The organism is Pseudomonas sp. CHM02 (assembly GCF_000612585.1).
Classification (GTDB): Bacteria; Pseudomonadota; Gammaproteobacteria; order Pseudomonadales; family Pseudomonadaceae; genus Aquipseudomonas.
On record NZ_JFCA01000019.1, the window covers coordinates 59439 to 79646 of the forward strand.

The 20208-nt window shown below is 64.2% G+C and carries 15 protein-coding genes; 4 read left to right on the plus strand and 11 right to left on the minus strand.

Annotated features, from left to right (window positions below):
• Positions 1-84 precede the first annotated feature (84 nt).
• From BM70_RS0112745 to tagH, 11 genes are read right to left on the minus strand one after another with little or no spacing between them, the layout of a single operon-like run.
• Positions 85-1794: an SUMF1/EgtB/PvdO family nonheme iron enzyme gene (locus tag BM70_RS0112745; protein WP_025856366.1), complete on the minus strand. Its 1710-nt coding sequence runs from the start codon at positions 1792-1794 to the stop codon at positions 85-87.
• Positions 1787-2971 carry an ABC transporter permease gene (locus BM70_RS0112750; protein WP_025856367.1) on the minus strand — a complete coding sequence of 395 codons (1185 nt, stop codon included), beginning with the start codon at positions 2969-2971 and terminating at the stop codon, positions 1787-1789. The genes BM70_RS0112745 and BM70_RS0112750 overlap by 8 nt, the downstream gene beginning before the upstream one ends.
• Positions 2971-3675 (minus strand): ABC transporter ATP-binding protein, encoded by a 705-nt coding sequence (locus BM70_RS0112755; protein ID WP_025856368.1) that lies wholly within the window; start codon positions 3673-3675, stop codon positions 2971-2973. Before BM70_RS0112755 ends, BM70_RS0112750 begins: the two co-directional genes overlap by 1 nt.
• Positions 3675-6650, minus strand: coding sequence for a serine/threonine-protein kinase (locus BM70_RS0112760; protein ID WP_025856369.1), 2976 nt, complete (start codon positions 6648-6650; stop codon positions 3675-3677). The genes BM70_RS0112755 and BM70_RS0112760 overlap by 1 nt, the downstream gene beginning before the upstream one ends.
• Positions 6647-7366 (minus strand): PP2C family serine/threonine-protein phosphatase, encoded by a 720-nt coding sequence (locus BM70_RS0112765; protein ID WP_025856370.1) that lies wholly within the window; start codon positions 7364-7366, stop codon positions 6647-6649. The genes BM70_RS0112760 and BM70_RS0112765 overlap by 4 nt, the downstream gene beginning before the upstream one ends.
• Complete coding sequence (tagF, locus tag BM70_RS0112770; protein WP_025856371.1) at positions 7367-8020, minus strand: type VI secretion system-associated protein TagF; 654 nt, start codon at positions 8018-8020, stop codon at positions 7367-7369.
• Entirely contained in the window at positions 8017-11517 is a 3501-nt protein-coding gene (gene tssM, locus BM70_RS0112775; RefSeq protein WP_025856372.1) for a type VI secretion system membrane subunit TssM, read from the minus strand. The genes tagF and tssM overlap by 4 nt, the downstream gene beginning before the upstream one ends.
• Positions 11514-12803: a DotU family type VI secretion system protein gene (locus BM70_RS0112780; RefSeq protein WP_025856373.1), complete on the minus strand. Its 1290-nt coding sequence runs from the start codon at positions 12801-12803 to the stop codon at positions 11514-11516. The genes tssM and BM70_RS0112780 overlap by 4 nt, the downstream gene beginning before the upstream one ends.
• A gap of 6 nt (positions 12804-12809) precedes the next feature.
• A complete protein-coding gene (gene tssK / locus BM70_RS0112785; RefSeq protein ID WP_025856374.1) occupies positions 12810-14144 on the minus strand; it encodes a type VI secretion system baseplate subunit TssK in 1335 nt (444 codons plus the stop codon).
• A gap of 18 nt (positions 14145-14162) precedes the next feature.
• Positions 14163-14672: a type VI secretion system lipoprotein TssJ gene (gene tssJ, locus BM70_RS0112790; RefSeq protein WP_025856375.1), complete on the minus strand. Its 510-nt coding sequence runs from the start codon at positions 14670-14672 to the stop codon at positions 14163-14165.
• A 57-nt stretch (positions 14673-14729) separates the two neighbouring features.
• A complete protein-coding gene (gene tagH / locus BM70_RS0112795; RefSeq protein WP_025856376.1) occupies positions 14730-16058 on the minus strand; it encodes a type VI secretion system-associated FHA domain protein TagH in 1329 nt (442 codons plus the stop codon).
• 393 nt (positions 16059-16451) lie between these two features.
• Here tagH and tssA point away from each other — a divergent pair, with 393 nt between their 5' ends.
• From tssA to BM70_RS0112815, 4 genes are all read left to right on the plus strand, one after another.
• Positions 16452-17471, plus strand: a complete 1020-nt coding sequence (gene tssA, locus BM70_RS0112800; RefSeq protein ID WP_025856377.1) for a type VI secretion system protein TssA — start codon at positions 16452-16454, stop codon at positions 17469-17471.
• 54 nt (positions 17472-17525) lie between these two features.
• Positions 17526-18032, plus strand: coding sequence for a type VI secretion system contractile sheath small subunit (gene tssB / locus BM70_RS0112805; protein ID WP_010207547.1), 507 nt, complete (start codon positions 17526-17528; stop codon positions 18030-18032).
• Positions 18033-18034: 2 nt separating this feature from the next.
• Positions 18035-19531, plus strand: a complete 1497-nt coding sequence (tssC, locus tag BM70_RS0112810; protein ID WP_010207548.1) for a type VI secretion system contractile sheath large subunit — start codon at positions 18035-18037, stop codon at positions 19529-19531.
• A gap of 170 nt (positions 19532-19701) precedes the next feature.
• On the plus strand, positions 19702-20190 hold the full coding sequence (locus BM70_RS0112815; protein ID WP_005792512.1) for a type VI secretion system tube protein Hcp: 489 nt from the start codon (positions 19702-19704) through the stop codon (positions 20188-20190).
• Positions 20191-20208 lie beyond the last annotated feature (18 nt).

Consider the following 20208-nt stretch of genomic DNA (forward strand, 5'->3'; position numbering starts at 1 on the left):
AGGTGTGTTCTCTTTTAAGTTTGACTTGCCCAGCACGGCCCACCGCCGCCTGAGTCCCTTCCAAGCTCGCTATACAGCCAGCGCTCATCGCTGACCGCTCGCTGCGAGCAATTCCTTCAAGATCGTCGCCGGGTCGGCCCGCTGTTGCTTGCGGTAGTTGCCGACATGGCGAACGAACAGTGTTGCGCGCGTCACCAGGCTCTTGCCGAGCACCGGCTTGCGATCCAACTCTTCCTTGATCCGTTGAAACTGCGCCTGGATCACCGCATCGGTGTAGCGCGTGCCGGTGGCCAGGTTGTCGATATAGATCGCCACCGCGCCATCGAGGGCGCTGCGACCATTGGTAATGGCCATGTCAAACAGCTGCGCGCTGGCCGCGTCCTTGTTGTCCAGGGCCTGCTGGCGGCTCTTCTGCAGGTTGGCCAGGCGGATGTTGTAGTTGGCGATGGTCTCGGCCACCAACGCGGCCGACTGGATCAGGTTGCCCGCCGCTTCTTCGCGTTGCTGGGCGATCAGCGAGACATTGCGCTTGAGCTCTTCGTTGACCAACCCCAGCTCGGCTTGCAGCTTGGGATCGATACTGGCGGCGATGATGCTGTCCAGGCGCTTGGTCGGGTCCTGAACGTCGTCGATAGCGTCGGTCAGCGACGCCAGGCGGCCCTCTTTCTGCCACTGGGCGAACAGCTCCTTGTAGCGCGAACGCGGTGCCGACAGCGCGCCAATCGCCACGCGGAAACCGGTGGTCTCGTTGCTTTGCTCGGTGCCGTCGGCGGCGAACAGCGGGTACTCGCGGCGCATGCCGGTGAACAGCGTGCCCTCGCCCTCGAGGTAATTGCCGCCCTTGACCACAAAGCCGCCATAGGTGCCCTGGCGGCGCCCGGCGTGCACCAGTTGAAAGGATTCCTGGACCATTTCCGCAGCGTTGCCGATCGCGTCGAACAGGCCGATCGGGTTGGGCAATTTGGTGCCGATGGGCATCAGGCGCGCAGCTTGGCCGGTGCCGCCGGCGACCTGGTTGAACACCGCGTAATCGCCGAGCGGGCCGTCGCTGTCACTGCCCTCGACGCGTCGGGGGAACAGGCGTCCTTCCAGGTCCTGGCGGCTTACCGCATGGCCACCGCGTGCGGCGAACTCCCACTCCACTTCGGTGGGCAGGCGCACAAAACCGAGGCCACCGTCATCCGCCGAAGAACCGCGACCACTGACCGGCAGCAGCTCACGGTGGTATTTCATCAACCAGGCGCTGTACACCGCCGAGAAGCGCTCGGCTTCGAAGCGCGACAGTTTGACCTTGGGCAAGCGCCCGGCCATGCCGGTCGGTGCATCGCATGCCGGCGCAGGTTCGCCACTGGCCAGCGACTGCGCCTGGGACATTACCTGGGCGTACTGGCGCGCGGTCACTTCGTACTTGCCGATGAAGTACAGCATCGGCTTGAGCGGGGTCTTGGCGTCGGTCTTCGGCATCAACGGCGCGATGACTTTGCTCCAGTCCTTCGGCAGATCCTTGAGGGTGAACTGGCCGTTGATGAAATCGCGGCGGTAACCGGAAATAAACGACTGCTGGTAGCCCGCCTCGCCTTCGGCAAAAGGGTAGCCGAGGCTGATTTCGCGGTCGTCCAGGGTGCCTTGGGCCAGCACGTAGGCATAGCGGAACACCATGTTGCCTTCGCACGGCAGCGGCAGGCTGACGTCGCCCTCCAGCGGCTTGGGGTTGTCGAGCTTGTCACTTGCCTCATCGGCCCAGGCCATCGAGGCCAGGGTCAGCGCCACACAGGCGCCCAGTAACTTATACATCTCTGATTCCTTCAGAAGCCTGGATCCGCGCCACTCGCCAACCACCGCAAGCCGCCGCCACGGCGCTGACGCCGAGGACTGCAACCAGGGCCAGGCCGTAATGACGCGCCAGCAGGTGACTGGCGTGTTCGCCCGGCACCTGCACGAATAACTGATTCAACGCTGCCTCGGCCAGGCCATACAGCCCGGCACTGAGCACGGCAGCAAGCCCTGCGCTGTACAGCGCCTGCACCACCACGAACAACAGCAATCCGCCCGTGGAAAACCCCAGCAGACGCAGCACTGACAATTCCCGTCGCTTGCGCGCCACGGCGGCCAGGGCCCCGGCAAAGATCGCCGCAAACGCCCCGGTCAACGCCAGCCCGCAGATCACCCAGAACACGATCGACAGGTTGCGGCTCAACGACTGCACCTGCGCGATGGTCTGTGCCTGGGTCGACACCAAAAAGTTCTGCCCCGCGAAGTACACCCGCAGCGGCTCGACGTCGGCGAGGTCGCGGGCATACAGGCGGAACGCCGGGTAGACCCGCTGCTCATTCGTCCCCACCGCCTCACCACTCCAACCCAACGCTGGCACTGCACGGCCGTCGCGGTAGTCTTCCGCCGCCTCCAGCAATTTCAGATCGGCGAACAAGCCATCACGGGCAAAGGCTTCCAACGGCAATACCGCCAGCACCTGCAAGCGTGTGCGCTGGGCTTCCACGCGCCCCGCCACTTGCCGTGCAAAGCCGGTTTCCAGCCAATCGCCTGGCCGCGCCGCAAGCTTCTCGGCGGCGGTGTGGCTCAGCACGATCTGGTCCAGGCCCTGTGGCACCGGCAGACCGGCCAGCAACGGATCACCCGACGCGGTCGGCAGCATCTCCAGGGCCAGCGAGCCCACCTGCGCCGTCGCCGCAATCTGTCGCGTACGCGGCAGCGCAAACGCCACATCGCTGCGCTGGCCGAGCTGCCCGATAAATGCGCTGCTGAATCGACCACCGCCCAGCGGAATAATTTCACGGGTGGCGGGGTCGGTCTCCAAACGTTCGGTCAAACTGCTAACCAGTCCAAATTTCAGGCCGAATAACACCAGCAGCGGCGCGATCACCGCCACCAGCGCGAGCACCGAACAGGCGGACAGCCAGGCATCGTTGCGATAGTCCTGCCAGGCCAGCGACGCCACCAGGCCGATGCGCATCAGCACGCCTCCCCAAGGGTGGCGGTGACGCCGCCGTCGGTGTCGCGGCGGCAACTGATGCGCCGCACCTGCAAGCCACTGGCGCGGGCCAGGGGTTCGTCATGGGTGGCGATCACACAGGCCGCACGGTGTTCGCGGGCCTGGGCCAGCAATGCCTGCATCACACGCTCGGCATTCAAGGGGTCGAGGGACGCCGTCGGTTCGTCCGCCAGCACCAGTTGCGGTGCATGGGCCAGGGCGCGGGCACAGCTGACACGCTGGCGCTGGCCCACCGAGAGCGCCGCCGGCTTCTTGGCCAACTGGTCGCTGATCTCCAACTGCTCGGCCAGGCGCGCCACGCAGCCATCGTCCTTCAAGCCCAGCAGTTGCCGGGACAAGGCGATATTGCCGCGCACATCGAGAAAGCCCAACAGGCCACCGGTTTGCAGCACATACCCCAGATGCTGGCTACGCAACGCGGCCAGCGCGGACTGCTGATCGCCGCGCCACAGCCCGGCGATGTCGTGCTGATGGAATTCGAACTGCCCGACCTGATCCGGCGCCAACACCAGCGCCAACAGATCCAGCAAGGTGCTCTTGCCGCAACCGCTGGGCCCGACAATCGCCAATTGCTCACCCGCACGCAGCGCCAACGCCGGGATCACCAGGCTATAGCGCTGGCTACCGACGCCCCGGCACTTGTGCACCGCGTTCAGGGTCAGCATCACGGCAACGTCGACAACGGCACGCGGTACAACGCGTCGCCCGGCTCGGCATCGCCGAAACGGACCCAGTTGGCCACGTCATTGTGGAAGGTTTCGTAGAGGCGGATCTTCGAATCCAGCTCGTCGATAAAGTCTTCCTGCTCGGCCACGCTCAACGACAACCACAGGTCCTGTGTCATGTTCAGCGACTTGCTGCGATACGGCAGGCCTTCCAGGTATTCGCCGAGGATGCCGCCATCGGCCAGGTTGCCGCCCTTGCGCAGGGCCTGCGGGTCGCGGCTCATGTAGGCCGACGCGCTGGCGATTTCCTGGAAGAAGTCCTTGGGCGAAGTCTGGGTCTTGCGTGCCGCGTCGACGATCAGTTTCAGCGATTGCTGTAGATCGTTGAGCTGCAGCTTGGTCAGCATCACGCACACCTGGAACGCCGGCAGCGCCGGGTTGGTCAAGTCGCGGTCGGCAGTCCAGGCGCTGACCAGTTGCGGCGCCTGGCTCGCGGTTTTGCGACCGAGGAAATCCATGTGCATGGCATAGCCGACGGCTGCGGATTTATCCGCCAGGCTCGGTGCACTGTTCAGCAACGGCACCGGCTGCGGCGTGTTGCTGCGCACCTGGTGCACGAGGTTGGCGAACACCGTGCCGATCTCATCCACTCGTTCGCCGAGCTTGCGTACATCCCCACCGGGCACCGCCGTGTACAGGTCGCCGATCTGCGGGTTGGCGTCGGCAGTCAGGATGCGGTACTGGCTCTCGGCACCGGCATGGGTTTTCTTGCCGGCGTCGGTGCGCAGGTGCAGGGCGTAGATCTTGATCTGCTTGCCCAGCGCGGCCTGGCGTACTTCGGCTTCGTTCATCTGGGTGGCGGCAAACGGGTCGTTCTTGCGCAGCGCGCCGGCGTCGGTGACCAGCAGGATGATGCGCCCGCCGTAGCCGGACCAATCCATGCCATCCACCGCCTGCATCACCCCGGCGAACGCGTCTTCGTTGAAGGAATGGCTGGACACGGTGGACGCCTTGACCTGGCGCGCCATGTCGAGAAACCGCTGCGGGTCACGGCCCTGGTCGAGGGTGATCAAGGTCTTGGCCACGTATTCCAGGTCGGGGGTTTTCTTGATGCTGCTGCGAAACCCCACCATGCCGAAGCTGACACTGTCCAACTCGCCGCGCTCGGCAATCCGTGTTTGCAGTTCGTGCACCACGTCGCGTACCTGGTCGATATACGGCTGCATCGACACGGTGGTGTCCACCACCAACACCACGGCCGTGCGGAAGGCGTCGGCGTTGGCAGTGATCACCGGCGTCGAGGGCTTGGCGACCGCGCTGCTGCCAGGGTCGATGGACGCCACATTGAGCAACTGCACCGGCTGGCCGTTTTCGTCGAAGCTCTCTTTGGAATCGAAGATCGGCAGCAGGTAGAACTGATTCTGCGGCACCGCGCTGGCGCTCGGTTCCAGGGCCAGGATCTGGGTGTTGTCTTCGCTGTTTTTCTGCGCCTTGGCCAGGACGCCTTTGGCGGCAGCCGGGTCGGCCAGCAGTTTTTCCACTTCGCCGGATTGGCGCAGGAACATCACCGGCGCCCGGCCCGAGCGCTCGGTGAATTTGAGCACCAGGCTCTGTTTCCAGTCGCTGACTTGCGACGCAGGCAACCAACCGTCGCTGCGCCCATCGGTGGCGGCACCCACACGCACCCACGGGCTGCCGTCGACGTCCTTGCGCTGGTAAACGTAGAGCACCGAGAACGCCGGCAGGGCTTTGCCCGGCGCACTGCCGGCCTCGCTCGACAGCTTGGCGCCCGGCTTGCTCAGGACGCGCTGGAACAGGGTCTTCTTGCCCGCCATCAGCAACGGACGCTGGCCGCCATCGACGTCGGGCGCAGGCGGCGCCACTGTAGGCACCACCGCAACCGGCGGCTTGGCAACAGGCTCATCGCTGCCACTCAACCACCAGTAACTGGCACCACCGATAGCCAAGGCAACCGCCACCGCAACCGCCGCCAGCGCCAACACCGGGCCACGGCGCTGTTCGGAGACGGCGTTGTGTTGCGTCGGTGTCACCACGGGCTGGCGCACGACAGGTTGCGGCTGCGGCTTATCGGTCGGAATATCGATGGAGACCGGGGTCATGCCCGCCAGGTCGAAGCTCAGCGGGATAGGCAGCGGCCGCACCAGGGTGGCCTCCGGCGACTCTGCCGGCAGGTTATCCAGCGCCGCCAGCAACGCCGCCGCGTCCGGGAAACGTTCCGCCGGGTCCTTGGCCAACAGCTTGCGCAGCACCTCCTGATAACGGCCGTGGTGCACCGGCAGTTCCGGCAACGGCTCGGTCAGGTGCGCCAGCGCCGTGGACAGCGCATCGGTGCCGCTATACGGCAGTTTGCCGACGAGAATTTCATACAGCACCACGCCCAACGCATACAGGTCGGCACGACCATCAATCTCCTGGCCCCGCGCCTGCTCCGGGCTCATGTAGCTCGGCGTGCCCACGGCAAACCCGGCCTGGGTGAACTGGGTGCGATCATCCAGCGACTTGGCAATACCGAAGTCGGACAGTACCGCCGTGCCATCGGCGCGAAACAGAATGTTCGCCGGTTTCACATCGCGGTGCACCAGCCCTTGGGCATGGGCATAACCGAGCGCCGAGGCGATCTGGCGGATCAGCGTCACGCCCTGCTCCGGCGTCAGCCCGGCAGCGATGCGCTCCTTGAGCGTGCCGTTGGGCAGGTATTCCATGGCCATGTAGTACAGCTCACCGACGTTGCCGATGTCATGGATAGTCACCGTGTGCGGATGCGACAAGCGCGCCAGGGTCTTGCCCTCGCGCAGGAAGCGCTCGCAAAAACTCGGGTCGGCCGCCAGCGCCGCCGCCATCACCTTCAATGCCACCTTGCGCTCCAGCGAGCGCTGGGTCGCCAGGTACACGCTGGCCATGGCGCCTTCGCCGATCTCGCCTTCGATGTCATAGCCGGGGATGACGATGTTCATGGCGATACCTTCACGACGATGGCGGTGATGTTGTCCGGCGCGCCCCGGTTGAGCCCCAGGTGCACCAGGCTGCGCACGATTTCATCGGGCGCGTCGTGGCTGAGGACTTCGCGGATCTCATGGTCTTCGACGGTCTTGTTCAGGCCGTCGCTGCACAGCAGGTAGCTGTCACCGGGGGCGATCAGCAGGTCGACCACCGCCAGGTCCAAGTGGGCTTCCACGCCAATGGCGCGGGTGACGATATTGGCGCGCGGATGCGTGCGGGCGTCGGCTTCGCTGAGCAGGCCGCTGTCTTGCAGGTCTTGCACGTAGCTGTGGTCACGGGAGATACCTTCGAGCACGCCGTCACGCAGGCGGTACAAGCGACTGTCGCCGGCCCACAGGCACACGCCGCGCAGGCCACGGGCGGCCAACAGCACCACGGTGCTGCCCATCATGGTCACGCCACGGTGGGCGGTTTCTTCGCGCACGGCCGTGTTGATGCGCAGCAGGTCGTTGCGCAGCGCCGCCGTGTATTCATCCAGCGAGCGACCCACCGGCACGCTGCGCAGGCTGTCGACGATCAGGCTGCTCACGTAGTCCCCCGCCGCATGCCCGCCCATGCCGTCGGCCACTACCCACAGGCGATTTTCCTGCAGGTCCAGGCAGGCGTCTTCGTTGACCTGGCGGACCATGCCCACATGGCTTTTGCTCGCGGATTTGTACGTCGACCCCATCTACACCACACCTTCTTGTCCGAGCAAAAACTGCGCAAAATCGCGGGTGGCAGGCAGGCCCTGACACCGCAACAAACCAGGGGAAATACGGTGTGAACCACGGCCCCACCAGAGGCTCGCGCCGTCGCAGGCCTGTTCGGCGAGGGCGGTCATGCGCTGGTGCGGCGCGGTGGCGGCCACCCGTTGCAGGCCGGCGAAACGGCTGTCTACCGCGCGCGGCTCAGTCGCCGGGAAGCCCAGGCCATCGAGGCCTGCATTGAAGCCTTCGAAGGTGGCACCGGCATCCAGGGTGCTGAGCAACAGTGCTTCGGCCTGCTCGAACCAAGTGTCCGACCCGCCCACCAGGGAGGCAGGATTGGTGTCGTGATCAAGCAACGCCACCACCGCCAGCGGGAAGTAGCGCCCCACCCTATCGATGCTCGGCATCACCACGCCTGCCGCCGCGTCCGGCCCGCACACGCCCGGCGCCAGCACAAAGCGCCACAGCGGGCTGACCAGGTAGGTGTTGAGCCAGTCGCCGCCGAGGCTGTTCTGACTGGCGAGCAAACCCGCCGCCAGCCAGCTGTCCCACGGACCAATGAAACTCTGGGGCAAGGCGCGGCTGACAAAGTCACCGCGGCTGGCCAACTTGCCGTAGAAGCCCAGGGTCGTCATAGCCGCTCCGGCAGGCTGAAGCCGCTGAGCACGCGGCTCTTGAACGGGTTGAAGGCGCTGTTGGCACGCAGCTCGTAGGCGATGCTCGCACCGTCGACGCGCAGGCGCAGGTTGAAACGGTCCGGCGAATTACCAGCGGTGAGGTCCGACTGTTCCAGCAAGCGGAACCAGGCCCACGGCCCGTCCAGGGTCACACCCGAACGGCCACTGGCCGACGGCGGCATGATGGAGATACGCACCACGCCAATGCTGCCAGGGTTCGGCCACTGCATTGCCACCGGGCGGCTGGGGCCGTGGTCGTAGCTCAATTGCTGGCCGTCCAGGTCCAGCAGGAACTGGGTGATGGTCGGGTCCATCGACACCGGCTTGAGTTCGAACCGCACAATCGGCTGGGTGCCCCCCGCTCTAAAGAACGCGTCACGAATAGCCGCGGCACGCTGGAAGGTCTGCAGCACGCCCGGTGCAATCCCGAGCTTCTGCGCGGCACCCGGCTGCCAGCGCCAGGTCTGCGCGGAGGTGTCCACGTAAGGTTGCAGGTATTTGCGGAAGTAGTTGTCCATCACCCCGCCCACGCCGAAGAACTGACCGAAGTCATCCAGGGTGGCATCCCGCGCGCTGCCCGGCGACATCGGGTAACGCCCGGCCAGCGACTGGCGATACACGTTGACCACTTCGCTGACCCACGCCGCGTTCAACTGGTTACGCACGCCGCCCATCATGCTGTTGGTGGTGGAATTGACCACCGACTTGACCATGCCCTGCACCAACGGTGGCTGACGCTCGGCATTCAGGCTGACCCGCGTGGCCGCAGCCGCCGCCTGGTTCTTCGCCTCACCGAGCAACGCGTCGCCGCTCGCGCCGACCATGGCGCTGACCTGCACATACAGCGCGTTCATGTCGGTGAGCAGGCCATCGATGGCCGCCGGCTCGCCTTCGTTCTTGCTGACAATGCCGTTGAGTTCGGCAAAGTGCGCGGTTACCGGATCGTCCGCCGCAGCGGGCGCATTCGCGGTCGGTTGTTCCTGGCCGAGCAGGCTGCCCAGGCGCTCCTTGAGCTTGTCGACGCCACCTTCTACCGGCACGCCTTTGGCGGCCAGTTGGCGTTCTTCGGCTTGCAGGTCGGTTTCCTTGGCCACCGCCACCAGCAGTTTTTTCAGCGGTGAGGTCGGGCCGGAAATCACCCGCAGTACGTCGGCCGCCTGGGCCACGCTGGTGATCGGCACGAAGTCGATGTCCGCCAGCAAAGCATCCCACTGGCGCTGGTAATCCTGAAAGTACAGACGGCGCACATCGGCAGCCAGGCTCACCACGTTCTGCTGGTCGGCCTGCGCCTGGCCCAGCACCCATTGCTCTTCAGCGAGGGTGCCGGTCTGGTTCAGGCTGCTCAGCAGGAATGCCTGGCGATAGCCCTTGGCGGTGAAGAACCCACTCAGCGGCTCGCCCAGCGGCTTGCCACTCTTGCGGCTGAACACCAGCGCGGCGTCACGACCGGCGGCTTCGTTGATGCGGAAGTCCGGGATGCCTTCGGGCAGTTTCTGGCGCTTGACCCGGTCATACACACGCTGGGCCACCGGCAGTTGTTGCAACTGACGGCGCAGGTCATCGATCAAGCGCGGGTCGAGGCGTGCATTCGGCGGATGGCGCTCGAACAACGACTGCAAGTGCCCGGCCAGTGCCTGGCGCTGATCGGCCGGCAGGTCGCGTGGCAGGTTGCGGTCCCAGTCGAGAGCGATCCAGGCCTTGATGAAGTCCGGGTCGTAATGCTCGGTATCCGCCAGCATCAAGTAAGCCTTGAGGCCTTCGTAGAGGAAGTCGGAATTGCCGCCGCCGTGCAGTTGCTCTTCAATGCGCGTCACCAGGCGTGGCGCGAACACCGCGATCAACAGCTTGCGGTAGACACTCGCCGACTCGGCTTCGAGCATGTCGCCCTGGTACAGCCCCAGGCCCTCGGACCAGCTCGGCGAGTCGCCCGCCAGGTTCTTCACGGCGTTGAGCAACGGCAATACGGCGAGGACTTCACGCTGCGCCGGGCTCAGGTTCTGCACAGTCTGGCCCAGCGGCGCGACCTTCTGGTCGACCTGGGCGATATACGCCTGGTTGGCACGGTAACTCACCCACCATAGGCCGCTGACCACCACGACCAGCGCCACGGTGGCGGCCAGCACCCCGCGCGCAATCCACTTGCGTCGACGCTCGACCTTCGGGTTCACACCGACCAGGCCGCGCTCGGCAAAGGCCACCGCAGTGAAAAGTTTTTCGATGAAGTAACTGCGCCCGGTGCCGCTCTGGCGCGCCAGGTGCTGGCGGTCCAGGTTCATGCTCTGGGCCATCGCACCGATCAGGCGGTCGATCGGGCTGCCTTCCTGGGTGCCGCTGGTGAAATACACACCGCGCAGCAACACGCGCTCTTCAAAGGCATTGGGCTTGAACACGCCTTCGAGGAAGCTTTGCAGGCAATCCTTCAACGCGCCGAACTGCTGTGGGAAGCCGTAGATCAGGTCGCGCCGCGCCGGGTCGCGTTCCTGTTGCAGGCGTTCCACCAGGCGTTCGTTGAGACGCTGTTCCAGGCCGGCGAACTCACTTTGCAGGTGCGCCAGCGGGCTGTCGCTGTTCTTGCCGTCGTCCAGGGTAAAGGTCATGCCCCACACCTGGGCGCGCTCTTCCTTGCTCAGGTTGTCGAAGAACTCCATGAAGCCCGGCACCAGGTCGAGCTTGGTCAGCATCAGGTAGATCGGGAAGCGCACGCCCAGTTGGGTGTACAGCTCCTGGATACGCAGGCGGATGGCCGCGGCATGGGCGGCGCGCTCGGCGTCGGTGCCCAGCAACAGGTCCGACAGGCTGATGGCGATAAAAGCGCCATCGATCGGGCGGCGCGAGCGCTGCTTTTTCAGCAGGTCGAGGAAGCCCAGCCACGCGGCTTTATCCACCGTGGAGTTGCTGTCCTGGGTGGTGTAGCGCCCAGCGGTGTCGAGCAACACAGCCTGATCGGTAAACCACCAATCGCAGTTACGCGTGCCGCCAACACCACGCACGGCGCCGGCGCCCAACTGCGCGGCCAGCGGGAAGTGCAGGCCGGAGTTGACCAGCGCCGTGGTCTTGCCCGAACCCGGTGGGCCGATGATCACGTACCACGGCAACTCGTAGAGGTTGCGGCGTTCATCGCCACCCAGTTTGGCCTTTTTCAGCAGCGCCAGGGCCTCGTCCATGCGCTGGCGCAGGGTGGTGAGTTCTTCGGCGGTGGCGACGCTGTTGGGGTCGGCCGGGGTTTCGGCGGCCAGGCTGCGCATCACTTCGGCGGCCTGGCGACGGGCCTGGATGATGCGGAAAACGCGGTAGGCGAGCCACACCGCGAACACCAGGATGATCAGCGCCCAACGCCGGCCTTCCGGCACCAGCACATCGAGCAACGGCCCGACAAACCAGATGATCAGGCTCAGGGCGATCAGGCCCAGCACGGGGATCACCCAGCGAATCATGAAACTGAAAAACGCCTTCACTCGACGCCCTCCGCCAGTACGGTGATTTCAACCCGACGATTGCGGGCACGGCCTTCGGCGGTGGCGTTGGTCGCCACCGGCTCGGTGTCGCTTCGGCCCTCGGCGCTGAAGCGGTCCGCCTGGCCGGTCTTGGCCGCGAGGATTTCCAGCACCGACTTGGCCCGCGCTTCGGACAGCGCCCAGTTGGACGGGAAGCGCAGCGTGGCAATCGGGCGGTTGTCGCTGTGCCCGGTCACCCGCACCTGGCCCTTGACCTTGCGGATGGCGTCGGCGATGCGCAGCATCAGTGGCTGGTAGTCATCGACGATGCTGGAGCTGGCGGACGCAAACAGTTCATCGCCACGGATGGTGACCACCGAACGGTCGACCGCATCTTCCACGGCGACACGCCCAGCCTTGATGTCTTCCACCAGGAAGCCGGCCAGGCGCGGGCGCTCGATGACTTTGGGCTGCGCCACCGGACGGTCGATGGCCTGCACCGGGATCTCGCCCAGGGCATGGATATTCTTGAACACCGGCTCGGCATCCGACGCCAGCTTCATGCGCAAGCCGAACAGCAACGCCAGCAACAACGCCAAGCCGATGGCCACGGCGATCCACGGCGGCATGAATTGCGCCAGGCGATCACGGGCCACGGTCACCCCACGCCAGTGCGGCGACAGCTCACGCTCATGTTCACCCCGCGCACTGCGAATGGCGGCGGCGGTGCGTTCGCGCAGGGTTTCCAACTGGCTGCGACCGTCGTTCATCACGCGGTAGCGGCCTTCGAAACCCAGGCACATGCACAGGTACAACAGCTCCAGCAGGTACAGGCGTTCCCGCGGGCTTTGCAGGCAGTGGTCGAGCAACTGGAAGACTTTTTCACCGCCCCAGGCTTCGTTATGCACGGTGATCAGCAGGCTCTGCTTGCCCCAATCACTGGTGCTGCCCCAGGGCGTGCTCAACACTGCTTCATCCAGCGCGGTGCACAACGCGTAACGGGCCAGCAGCACTTCGTTGCGCGCAATGCCGGCCGCTTCGGCGCGCTCTTCGAACTGGCGCAGGTAGGCCAATAACTGCGCGCGCAGGCTAGCGGGTGCCGGGTGGGCGATGGTGTTGCGCAGGCGCGTCAGCAATGCCAGCAAGGGGCCGGCGGCACTTTCCAGCGGGTTGAGGCCCTGGCTCTTGCCGGTGAGCATCGGCGCGGCCGGCATGGCCAAAGGCGAAGGTTCGGCACGCACAGGTTCCGGCGCCCGGCCACCCGGACGCGGCATGAACTGGGTGCGGTCATCATCATTGGGATGCATCGCGGATTATCCTCGGATCGCCCAGAAGGCCAGGTTCAAGCCCGGGAACTGCCCGGCGATGTGGAAAGCGAAGCCACCGGAGTTGCCCAGCTGTTGCCAGGCCTCGCTGCCGCGATCCAGCTCGTAATAGGTGGAGCCTGCGTGGTACGGCAGTTGGCGTGGCGCCACCGGCAGAGGCAACAGGCTGATGCCCGGCAGTTGCAGGTTGACCAGGTCGCGGATGTGCTCCACCGAGCCAACCTTGCTCTGCTGGCCGAAGCGCGCGCGCAGGGTTTCGCCGGGGACATCGGCACGCACCACCAGGATGAAACTGGCGTTGTCGAGCAGGGTCTTGTCGGCCAGCATCGCCACGTGCACGCCGTAGGCTTTCTCGACAATCGGGATTGGCGTGGCCTTGCTGTCGATCAGCATCGACAGCGCTTCACGCAGCGCGGCCATCACCGGGGCAAAGCTCAGGGCCAGGTCGTCGTGCTGGTATTGCGGGTATTCCTGGGGGCGACGGCCCGAAGTCGAGAAGGTCGAGAACTCACCGGCCAGGCTCACCAGCTCGCTGAAAAAACGCTCCGGGTGCAGCGGGCTCAACTGGCTCAAATGCTGGATCAGCGGTTGGGCGCGGTTGACCAGTTGCAGCAGCATGAAGTCGGCAATCTCCGACGCGCCACCGGCGCCCGACGCGACCACGCGCCCCGCCAGGGCTTCGCCACGCTGGTGCAGCAGGCCGAACAGTTCGCTGCGAAACGCGGTCAGCGGTTTGCTCGCGGCGACATCCAGCACCGGCGGGATGTACGTATCGTCGAGCACCAGCGCACGGTCGGCGCGCTTTTCCTTGATGCGCACCAGGCCGATGGCGGCGTAATCGCTGATGCCATCCTGGGCGGTCAGCAGGCGCAGGGCACGGGAGCCCACGGCCACCGGGGCGCGGTTTTCGAACGGTGCGTTGTCGTCGCGCACTTCGCGCACCTGGCTCACGTAACGCGCCGCTTCCAGGGCCTCGCCTTCATCCACGGTATCGCGGGCGCCGGCACGCTTGAGCGGCAGCGCCAGGTACACCAGGCCGTCGCGCAGGTTGTCATCGATATTCAGCGGGCTCGGCGCCAGGTCGTCCTGGGGGATGTTGAACGGCGTACCGTCCGGCAGCAGGCCGCGCGCCGACACGATCGCCAGCTTGCCCTGGGCCAGCAGGCCCTGGTCGATCAGCAGCTCGGAAAACCCCCAGGCGCCTGCGGACAACGGGCGGCTGCGGGCGTCGATCAGGTTTTCCAGGTAACGGTCATGCTGCTGGAAGTGCTGCGTTCCGATGAACATGCCTTCCGACCAGACCACGCGATTGTTCCAGGACATGGGGGCTCCGATTGCTTCTTATTGGGCAGGGCTGGATGGGGAAACCACGACGTCGGCGCGCACGGCACGCACATCGAGGCTGATCTGGTATTCGGTGTATTGGCGCGCAGGCACGTTGATCACCGTGCGCCATTGCGCGCGGTCCAACTCGCGATAGCCCACCAGCAAACCGATCTGGCGCGTGGATGGGTCGAGGTCGCGCTGGATGCTCAGTTGCTCGCCGGGCTGCACCATCACTTCGTCCTGGTCCAGCAGGTCCAGGCCCAGGGTCGATTGCGCCCGGTCAGCCAGGGCGAAGTAATCGGAACGGGCGAAGGTGGCGGCGTTTTTCAGTTCGAAGATACGCACCCGCACGGGGGCAGCCTGGCCGTTGGCACCGGGGTTAAGCCCGCTGATCGCATGAAAGTGCAGCTCGACGGCGGCGGTATCCGCGTCGGCCTCGGCGGCTGTTTCGGGTTTGGCGGCATCTTTGGCACACGCCGTCAGCAGCAGCAAGGTGGCGACTGCGAGTAAAAACCTGGGAATCATCCTGCGTCCTCAATGACGTATTTAGCTATCCGTTAATCCATGTGTTGCGGCGCGGTTTTACCGACGCTGTCGTGCGCTGTGTTCTTCGTAGGCCCGGCTGAATTCGCGGCCGAACAGGTCCTGGAAGTCTTCCTGGGCCTCGCGGGAAATATTGCTGTAGAGCTCGGTGAACTGCTGCCAGTACTGGGCCTGGCGCGAGCCATTGAAAAGGCTCGACAGCCCGCCGGGCTTGCCCATGCGTTCTTCCAACTGCGCTGGCTCGAAGCGGCTGAGCAAGTGCTTGATCGCTGCTTCCACCCCGGCCATCACTGCCAACTGGTGGGCGCGCAGATCATTGAAACTGTCGCGTACCGCGAGGTCCGGTGCCATAAACGCCTGGTTGCCGTGGCGAAGCAAAAGCAGTAACGCTTCATCGGCATTCGGGGCGAACTTCAACGGATTGTTTTCCGCCGGCTGGATCATCGTCTGCTGCATGCGGAACTCGCCCTTGAGGCTGGCGCGTGCACGCAACACGTCGATCAGGCCTTCGACCATCAGGCGGTAGCTGCGGCCGATGTTTTCCATCTGGGCCTCTGCCTGGGCCTTGTCCAGGCGCAATTGGTCAAGGCCTGCGCCGCGCAGGAAGGCTTGCAGAAGATCGGGCTGTCGGCTGTCTGCCACGGGGAGCGCCGGCTCGACCGCAGGTGGCGGCTGAATGATCGGCGGTGGGGGTGGTGGCGGCGGCGCACTGGCAACGGGCGCTGACGTGTCGCCAAACAGGTCCCAGTCTTCGGGAATCACCGACCCCGATACGACGGGCGTCTCGGCCACAGGCACGGCGACCGGCGTCGGTGGGCGGAAGTCGTGTTGCTCGGAAGGCACGTGGTCCGGCACGGTCGGCGGCGGCACGGCGGTGGGGCTGAGGAAATCAAACAGGTCCGGCAGCGTGTCCATCGAAGACGCACCCTGAAACTGCGGCGCGATCACGGGCACAGGCGTGGGCTTGTTCACCACGGCGCCCATCAGCGCTTCGAAACTGTTCGGCGAATCGCCGGCAAACGGCTGGCTGTCGACGGCCTGCACGTTGAAGTCGATGCGTGCCTGGATCTCGTAATCGCCGATACGGATCAGTTCACCATCTTGCAGCAGCTCGCTATTACCCCGGCGCATGCGAATACCGGATTTAACCAACTCCACACCATTGGTGCTGTTATCGGTTAAATAATAACGACCCTCTTTGTATTGAATAACGCAATGTTGTGAGGAGACCAGGCGCTCTGGGTCAGGCAATACCCAGTCATTATCCGAGCTGCGGCCGATAGCCATCGCGCCCTGGTTCATGGACTTTTCGGAGCATTGCCCAGGGGTAATCTTGTGATAACTAGTGATAGTCAAACACAGCGACATCTTGCCTCCTTGCTGATACTTCGCGCGCGGTCGATTCCCGGGACAGCGCCTCCCGAGACATCCCCATCAGGTCGAGCAATCGACCGTCCAAAACCTGCCAATGCCAGCATGATCGCTGATCTTAACTGGGCTCTATGACAAAAATCCTGTCCCGGTGCGTCGTTCGACCCACCAGTCGCGCAGGTTGTTAAGCACCGCACATCTGTCACAGAGGGCGAATAGCTTACCTTGACAAGGCATAAGTACTACACCAAAAATGCACAACTTCTTGAATACCAGTGATGGCACATTAGTGGCATCTTACTTATATGACCAAGAAACATGCAAAGTTCCTCGCGCAACTAATGCATGAATTGCCCGCCATCTAACGGGCTGATAGGGAGATCAAATTCAGTGGATGTGCCGTTGCTGCTCACCGCCGTTTCCGCGACTTCGCCCTGTGGCGAAGACATGGAATATGACGCGCAATTTCTGCAATTGGAGCGTGATGCCAAGGGCCAACCCGAGCGCAGCATGGGCGACTCCATCCTGCCCGCTGAACCGCCGGAATGGCGCAGCATCCAGCAGCAAAGCCTCGACTTGCTCGCACGCAGCAAAGACCTGCGCATCACCCATTTCCTGCTGCAAAGCGCCCTCGCTCTCCAGGGTGTGGCCGGCCTTGCAGAAGCGCTGACGCTGATCGACGCCCTGCTGCGCGACTACTGGGCCGACCTGCACCCGCGCCTGGATGCCGACGACGATAACGACCCCACCGTACGCATCAACGCCCTCACCGGCCTGACCTGCGACACCAACATCCGCCTGCTGCGCGAAAGCATCCTCACACGCTCACGTACCTTCGGCCCGGTGACCCTGCGCGCGGCGCTCAACGCCAGCGGCCTGTTGAGCTTCCCCGATGAACAACTCGGCACCCAGCAGCTCAACGCTGCGTTCCTCGACAGCGACCCCGAGCAACTGCAAGCCACTCGCGACGCCCTGATTGCAGCGCGTGCGGCGTGCGAAGCCATCGAACAACAGGTCAACGATCAGGTCGGTTCCGCCCAGGGCGTAGACCTCAGTGCCTTGAAGCAACCGCTCAAGCAAGCGTTGCAGATACTCAATCAAGCGGTGCCAGGCACCGCCGGCAGCAGCGAACCCGAGGCCGTCAGTGAAGACAATGCCCCCTCGGTCGACTTCGCCGCCGCCCCCGCAGCACCGCGCCCCGTTGGCGATATCGCCAGCCGCGACGATGTGCTGCGCAGCCTCGACAAGATCCTTGCGTACTACACCCGGCACGAGCCTTCGAGCCCGCTGCCGGTGCTGTTGAACCGGGCCAAGAATCTGGTGCACGCCGACTTCGCGGCCATCGTGCGCAATCTGATTCCCGACGGCATGTCCCAATTTGAAAACCTGCGTGGGCCGGACGGCGAGTAAGCCGCCCGACTGCGCAGTAACAACACCGTCGCTCAAGCGACCAGGAGCAGCAACGTGGCGAAGCAAAGTTCTCAGAAATTCATCGCGCGCAACCGCGCGCCTCGAGTGCAGATCGAGTACGACGTCGAGCTCTACGGCGCCGAGAAAAAGGTCCAGCTGCCCTTCGTGATGGGTGTGATGGCCGACCTCGCCGGCAAGCCTGCCGAGCCTTTGGCGCCGGTGGCCGACCGCAAGTTCCTTGAAGTGGACGTCGACAACTTCGACTCGCGCCTCAAGGCCATGCAGCCGCGCGTGGCGTTCCACGTACCCAACGAACTGACCGGCGAAGGCAACCTGAGCCTGGACATCACCTTCGAAAGCATGGACGACTTCAGCCCGGCCGCCGTGGCGCGCAAAGTCGACTCGCTGAACCAACTGCTCGAAGCCCGCACCCAGCTGGCCAACCTGCTGACCTACATGGACGGCAAGACCGGCGCTGAAGAAATCATCATGAAGGCGATCAAGGACCCGGCATTGCTCCAGGCACTTGCCAGCGCGCCCAAGCCTGCAGGGGACCAGTAATCATGACTGACAATACCGCCCGCGAAGGCTCCCAGATCCTGGGTGCCACCGAAGAAGCCAGCGAGTTCGCGAACCTGCTGCTGCAAGAGTTCAAGCCCAAGACCGAGCGTGCCCGCGAAGCCGTGGAAACCGCTGTGCGCACCTTGGCCGAACAGGCCCTGGCGCAAACCGACCTGGTATCCAATGACGCGATCAAGTCGATCGAATCGATCATCGCCGCCATCGACGCCAAGCTGACCGCGCAGGTCAACCAGATCATCCATCATCAGGATTTCCAGCAGCTGGAAAGCGCCTGGCGTGGCCTGCACTACCTGGTCAACAACACCGAGAGCGATGAGCAGCTGAAGATCCGCGTGCTCAACATCTCCAAGCCGGACTTGCACAAGACCCTGAAGAAATTCAAGGGCACTGCGTGGGACCAGAGCCCGATCTTCAAGAAGATGTACGAAGAAGAATACGGCCAGTTCGGCGGCGAGCCCTACGGCTGCCTGGTGGGCGACTACTACTTCGATCAGTCGCCACCCGACGTGGAACTGCTGGGCGAGCTGTCGAAAGTCTGCGCCGCCATGCACTCCCCGTTCATCGCTGCGGCGTCGCCGACTGTGATGGGCATGGGCTCGTGGCAGGAACTGTCGAACCCGCGCGACCTGACCAAGATCTTCACCACCCCGGAATACGCGGGCTGGCGTTCGCTGCGTGAATCGGAAGACTCGCGCTACATCGGCCTGACCATGCCGCGCTTCCTGGCGCGCCTGCCGTACGGCGCCAAGACGGATCCGGTGGAAGCGTTCGCCTTCGAAGAAAACACCGACGGTGCCGACAGTTCCAAGTACACCTGGGCCAACGCCGCGTACGCGATGGCGGTGAACATCAACCGCTCGTTCAAGCATTACGGCTGGTGCTCGCGCATCCGTGGCATCGAGTCCGGCGGCGAAGTGGAAAACCTGCCGGCCCACACATTCCCTACCGATGACGGTGGCGTGGACATGAAATGCCCGACCGAAATCGCTATTAGCGACCGCCGTGAAGCGGAGCTGGCGAAGAACGGTTTCATGCCGCTGCTGCACAAGAAAAACACCGACTTCGCCGCGTTCATTGGCGCCCAGTCGTTGCAGAAACCGGCCGAATACGATGACCCGGACGCCACCGCCAACGCCAACCTGGCCGCGCGCCTGCCGTACCTGTTCGCCACCTGCCGTTTCGCCCACTACTTGAAGTGCATCGTGCGCGACAAAATCGGCTCCTTCAAAGAGAAGGACGAGATGCAGCGCTGGTTGCAGGACTGGATCCTCAACTACGTGGACGGTGACCCTGCGCACTCCACCGAAACCACCAAGGCCCAGCACCCATTGGCGGCCGCCGAAGTGATCGTGGAAGAAGTGGAAGGCAACCCGGGTTACTACAACTCCAAGTTCTACCTGCGCCCGCACTACCAGCTTGAAGGGCTGACAGTGTCGCTGCGCCTGGTATCGAAGCTGCCTTCGGCGAAAAGCGCGTAACCACGAATGAGCCGGCTCTTCTGTGGGAGCCGGGCTTGCCCGCGATGCACGCGACGCGGTCTGCCAGTCAGACCGCGGCGACGCAATCGCAGGCAAGCCAGCTCCCACAGAACAGCATTGCCCATTGGGCTTAAACAAATATCGTGGCTGAGTCCACACAGGGAGAAAACATGGCTGTTGATATTTTCATCAAGATCGGCGACATCAAGGGCGAGTCCATGGACAAGGCCCACAAGGACGAAATCGACGTGCTGAACTGGAGCTGGGGCATGGCCCAGTCCGGCAACATGCACGTGGGCGGTGGCGGCGGCGCGGGCAAGGTGAATATCCAGGACCTGTCGCTGACCAAGTACGTCGACAAGGCCTCGCCGAACCTGATGATGCACTGCGCCAGCGGCAAGCACATCGACAAGGTCAAGCTGACCGTGCGCAAGGCCGGCGGCGAAAGCCAGGTCGAGTACATGGTGATCAACCTGGAAGAAGTGCTGGTCACCTCGCTGAGCACGGGTGGTTCGGGCACCGATGACCGCCTGACCGAGAACGTCACCCTGAACTTCGCCCAAGTGATGGTCGACTACCAGCCGCAGAAAGCCGACGGCACCAAAGACGGCGGCGCGATCAAGTTTGGCTGGAACATCCGTTCCAACACCAAGCGCTGATAGCCTTTGTGGCCGTGG